Origin of the sequence: Streptomyces sp. NPDC007971 (assembly GCF_042958635.1) — a bacterium.
Lineage (GTDB): Bacteria > Actinomycetota > Actinomycetes > Streptomycetales > Streptomycetaceae > Streptomyces.
On the sequence record NZ_JBIBJK010000063.1, the window covers coordinates 1 to 5,031 of the forward strand.

Sequence of the window (5,031 nt, forward strand, 5' to 3'; positions counted from 1 at the left end):
AGGAGTACCGCACGCAGCACGGCATCGGGCGGGTCTGGGAGACCCGGGAGCGGGTGGTCGTCGCGCTGACCGGCGGCCCGGAGGGCGACACGCTGATCCGGCGGGCCGCCCGGATCGCCGACCGGTCCGCGGGCGGCGATCTGCTCGCCGTGCACGTGGCCCGCAGCGACGGTCTCGCCGCCGGTGTCTCGCACGCCTCGCTGGCCCGGCAGCGCAGACTCGTGGAGGACCTCGGCGGCAGCTACCACTCGGTCGTCGGCGACGACGTGGCCACCGCTCTGGTGGAGTTCGCGCGCGCCGAGAACGCCACCCAGCTCGTGCTGGGTACGAGCCGCCGCGGCCGGCTGTCGCGGTTCCTGACCGGGCCGGGCACGGGGGAGACCGTGACCGAGCTGTCCGGCGACATCGACGTGCACCGGGTCACCCACGAGCGGGCCGGACGCGGCACCCTCCTGCCGTCCAGGCGCCGCACCCTGTCCACGGCCCGGCTGATCGCCGGCCCGGTGGCCGGTCTGGTGCTGCCCTTGCTGCTGACGGTCGTCCTGGCCCAGCTGCGCGGCACGCTGAACCTGACCAGCGAGGCCCTGCTGTTCCTGCTGGCCGTGGTGGGGGTGGCCTGCATAGGCGGGGTGGTCTCCGCGGTGATCGCGTCGATCACGGCGTCCTTGCTGCTCAACTACTGGTTCATCCCGCCCATCGGCGCGTTCACACTGAACGATCCGAACGCGCTGGTCGCCCTCGGGGTGTTCGTGGTCGTGGCGGCCATAGTCGCCGCGGTCGTCGACCGGTCCCTGCGCCTGTCACGCCGCTCCGCCCGCGCGACGGCCGAGGCGGAGACCATGTCGTCCCTGGCCGGCAGCATCGTGCGCGGCGAGGCGACGATCCCCGCGCTGCTGGAGCGGACGCGGGAGACCTTCGGCATGGAATCGGCCGAACTGCTGGACGCGCCGCCCGACGCGTCCGGGACGACGGCCGTTCCCGCCGGGTCCGGCGCCTGCCTGGTGCTGCGCGGCCGCACGCTGTCGTCGTCCGAGCGACGGGTGCTGGCCGCGTTCGCCGCGCACGTGGGCTCCGCGGTCGAGCGGGCCCGGCTGGCCCAGGCGGCGGCCGAGGTGGAGCCCGTCAAGGCCGTCGACCGGCTGCGGACGGCGCTGCTGCGGGCCGTCGGACACGACCTGCGCACCCCGCTCGCCGCAGGGTGGGCCGCGGTCACCTCCCTGCGCAGTCGGGACGTCGCCTTCTCGCCCAAGGACCGCGAAGAACTCCTCGCCACCGCCGACGAGTCCATGGCCAAGCTCAACCGCCTCGTGGAGAACCTCCTCGACCTCAGCCGCCTGGAGGCCGGCGTCCTCCCCCTGAGCCTTCGTCCCACCTCCCTGGAGGAGGTGCTGCCCATGGCACTGGCCGACGTGCCGGGGGCCGAGGTGGCGAGCGTCGAGGACATCCCCGTGGTACTGGCCGACCCGCCGTTGCTGGAGCGAGTGATCGCCAACCTGGTCGGCAACGCCGCCCGGCACACCCCGCCCGGGAAGAAGGTGCTGGTCACCGCCAGTGCCCTGGCCGGGCGGGTGGAGCTGCGGGTGGTGGACCGCGGCCCCGGGCTGCCCGCCGACGGCCGGGACCGTCTCTTCGAGCCCTTCCAGCGGCTCGGCGACACCGACAACGCCACGGGCCTCGGTCTCGGTCTCGCCCTCGCGCGGGGCCTGACCGAGGCGATGAACGGCACTCTCAGCCCCGAGGACACCCCCGGCGGCGGCCTCACCATGGTGGTGTCGCTGCCGTTCGCGGCACAGACGGTGGGTGCCGGACCGACCGAGCAACTCTAGGAGGCGCGTGATGAGCAGCATGACCGGCACCTGGAAGCTGCACCGCACGCGAGGAATCCGTCCCACGCCCCGCACCTGGCCGCCGCGCGACCGGATCGCCCTGACGGCAGGGCTGGTCGCCCCGTTCCTGGTGGCTGTCGCGCTCGTGCCGTTGCGCACGAGCCTGTCGCACACGAGCGCCGCCCTCGTACTCGTCGTGGTGGTCGTCGCGGTGGCCGCGCTCGGCAGCCGTACGGCGGGTGTGCTCGCGGCGCTGTCGGCGACCGCCTGGTTCGACTTCTTCCTCACCCGGCCGTACCAGACCTTCGACATCACCGCCCCGGCCGACCTGGAGACAGCCCTGCTCCTGCTGGCCGTCGGCGTGATCGTCTCCCAACTCGCCGTGCGCACCCGCCGCCTGGAGGTCAGGACGGTGACGGACGCGGCCTACCTGGCGCGCATCCACCGCACGGCCGACCTCGTCCAGTCCGCCAACTCGGGGGACACCGTGGTCGACCACGTCCGCACCGAGCTGACCGACCTGCTCGGTCTGCGCACCTGCCGCTTCGAGTACGGCACCCTCATCGGCCGTCCGCCGCGCCTGGAGAAGGACGGCAGCGTGACGGTGGGCCGGCACACCTGGAACCCGGACGTCGACGGCTGGCCCGAGGGCGAGATCGAGCTGCGCGCCTATGGCAACGGCCACTACCTCGGCCGTTTCCTCCTCACCCCCGGCCCCGGCGACGTACCCCCGCTCCAGGCCCGGCTGGTCGCGGTCACCCTGGCCGACGAGACCGGGGCCGCACTGGACACGGCGGGACCGGCACGGAGGTGAACCACGGGCGACGGATCTCCTGACGTGATCCTGACGCCGGATCCGCCGCCCGCCGGAACGGTGCCCCACCTCCCGCCGTTCCTTCTCGGTGTGACATCAACTCTCCATCTGCGCACGGAACTTGGCCAGCGCTCCCAGCACATGGTGATCTGCGGTGACGACGGACTCGCGCACCGGCTCGCGCTCGAACTGGACGCGGTCTGCGGCGAGGCCGTCACCGTGGTGGTGCCGTCCCGCGACGACGAGTTCGGCGCCGGGATCGCCGCGCTGCACGACGACCCGCGCTCGCCGGTCGAGCTGCTGGTCTCCGCGCGGCCGGACGAGCGGGCCTTACGGGCCGCCGGTGTCGAACGGGCCGCCGCGCTCGCACTCACCTACCGCGACGACCAGGTCAACATGACCGCCGCACTGCTGGCCCGCACCCTGAACCCGTCGGTGCGCCTGGTGGTGCGGATGTTCCACCGCGAGCGCGGACGTCACCTGGAGAGGCTGCTGGACCGCGCCGTCGGCCGGGCCGAGGACCCCGCGCAGGACACCTCGACCACGGTGCTGTCGGACGCCGACACCGCCGTTCCCGAACTGGTGGCGGCCGCCGCCGTCGGCCACGGACACACGCTCCAGGTCGAGGACAAGGTCTTCCGCGGGGTCGTACGCCCGGCCGGCAGCCCGTCACGGACCACCGACCTGGCCACCCTCGCCGTCCTGTCCGGCGCGCACCAGGACGACCCGGCGAGCGAGGACAGCCCGGAGACACCGGGTGAGGAGGGCACCCAGCTCCTGCCCGACACCCGGACCGCGTACCACCGGCAGTTCACGCACGGCCGGCTGATGCTGGAGGAGGTCACCCACCACCACGCGCCCGAGCCCGCCCGCCGCAGCCGGCGCGGACGTGCCGGCGCCTGGCTGCGGGCCCGGCCCGCGCACCTGCCGTGGAAGGTGTTCCTCTCCCGCGAGGTCATCGCCGTCTTCGGTGCGCTCGGCGCCATGGTGCTGGCCCTTGCCGCGGCGACCGCGCTGTTCGCGGACGAGCACCCCTGGTGGAAGAACCTGTACCTGCCGATGCTGGACATCTTCACGATGGGAGACCCGGCCACGAACGAGTCCGTCGCCCGCCGCATCCTCCAGCTCGTGGCCGGCTTCGTGGGCCTGGCCGTGCTGCCGCTCGTCGTGGCCGCCACGCTGAACGCCACCGAAGCCTTCCGTGCCGCCTCCGCGAGCCACCCTCCCGACGAGGACACGACCGGCCACATCGTCCTCGTCGGCCTCGGCAAGATCGGTACGCGGGTGCTGGCCCGGTTGCGCACCACCGACCACGAGGTCGTGGTGATCGAGCGCGACCCCCATGCGCGGGGCGTCGCGCTCGCCCGTGAGTTCGGCGTGCCGTTGATCATCCAGGACGCCACCGCCCTTGGCGTGCTCGACCTCGCCCGGGTCCGGCACAGCCGCTCGCTGCTCGTCCTGACCCGTGACGACGGCCAGAACCTGGACATCGTCATGGCCGCCCGCGAGACCAACCCCCAGGTGCGCGTGGTCATGCGGCTGTACGACGACGACCTGGCGGCGACGGTTCAACGTACCCTGCGCGCCTCGTACCCGGACGCGCTCACTCGCAGCAGGAGCGTTTCCGCGCTGGCCGCCCCGTCCTTCGCCGCCGCCATGATGGGCCGGCATGTGCTCGGTGTGATGCCGGTGGAGCGGGGCTCGCTGCTGTTCACCTGCGTGGACGTGGCCGGGCACCCGGAGCTGGAGGGACGCTCGGTGCACGAGGCGTTCCGGAAGAACGAGTGGCGGGTGCTCGCCGTCGGCGCCGTGGCCCCCGCGGTGCAGGTCTCCTCCATGGACACGCTCACCGGCCTGCGTCTGAACCGGCCCGGCTTCGACTGGCATCCGTCGCAGGGCCGGGTGCTCCGGGCCGGTGACCGGGTGGTCCTGGCGACCACACGACGAGGGCTGGACATCCTCATGACGGGCGTACAGCCGCATCCGACGAACCGCAGGGACTGAGTGCCGGACGTTCGGCGAGCGGCTCACGACGTGCCCCGGCCGCGCAGACCGGGCGGGGCGCCGTCGTCGCGCATGCCGTGCGGCGGGACGCGGACGCGGATATCTGCCGGCTCCGCTTCCGGCTGTGAGCTGGGTCACCGAACGTCCCAGCGTATTACCCACCGGTACGGGCCAGGGGCCGTAAGAGTCCCGTCAAAGCCGTGGAGGACGCCGTAAGAGGGTCGTCAACGAGTGAACGGATCCGGCCAGAGAGGCGGTTTCCTCTAACCGTCCTTGTTCCAACCCCAAACCTCTCCAGGAGTTCGCGATGGCCGATCTGGCCTTCGTCGTCACCGTGCTCGCGGGTTTCGCGCTGGTGGCCCTTGTCGCCAGGGGGGTGACGAAGCT

Annotated in this window: 3 protein-coding genes; all 3 read left to right on the plus strand. The window is 72.9% G+C overall.

The window, feature by feature from the left end:
• On the plus strand, positions 1–1,826 hold a 1,826-nt coding region (locus tag ACFZCP_RS45710; protein WP_391443176.1), incomplete at its 5' end, for an ATP-binding protein.
• Between the two features lie 10 nt (positions 1,827–1,836).
• Complete coding sequence (locus tag ACFZCP_RS45715) at positions 1,837–2,640, plus strand: DUF4118 domain-containing protein (RefSeq protein WP_391443178.1); 804 nt, start codon at positions 1,837–1,839, stop codon at positions 2,638–2,640.
• A 90-nt stretch (positions 2,641–2,730) separates the two neighbouring features.
• Positions 2,731–4,644, plus strand: a complete 1,914-nt coding sequence (locus ACFZCP_RS45720) for an NAD-binding protein (RefSeq protein ID WP_391443180.1) — start codon at positions 2,731–2,733, stop codon at positions 4,642–4,644.
• The last annotated feature ends 387 nt before the right edge of the window (positions 4,645–5,031 follow it).

Excerpts from the sequence above, each read along its gene's own strand:
- ACFZCP_RS45715 (WP_391443178.1), top strand. The coding sequence starts at position 1,837 with ATGAGCAGCATGACCGGCACCTGGAAGCTGCACCGCACGCGAGGAATC.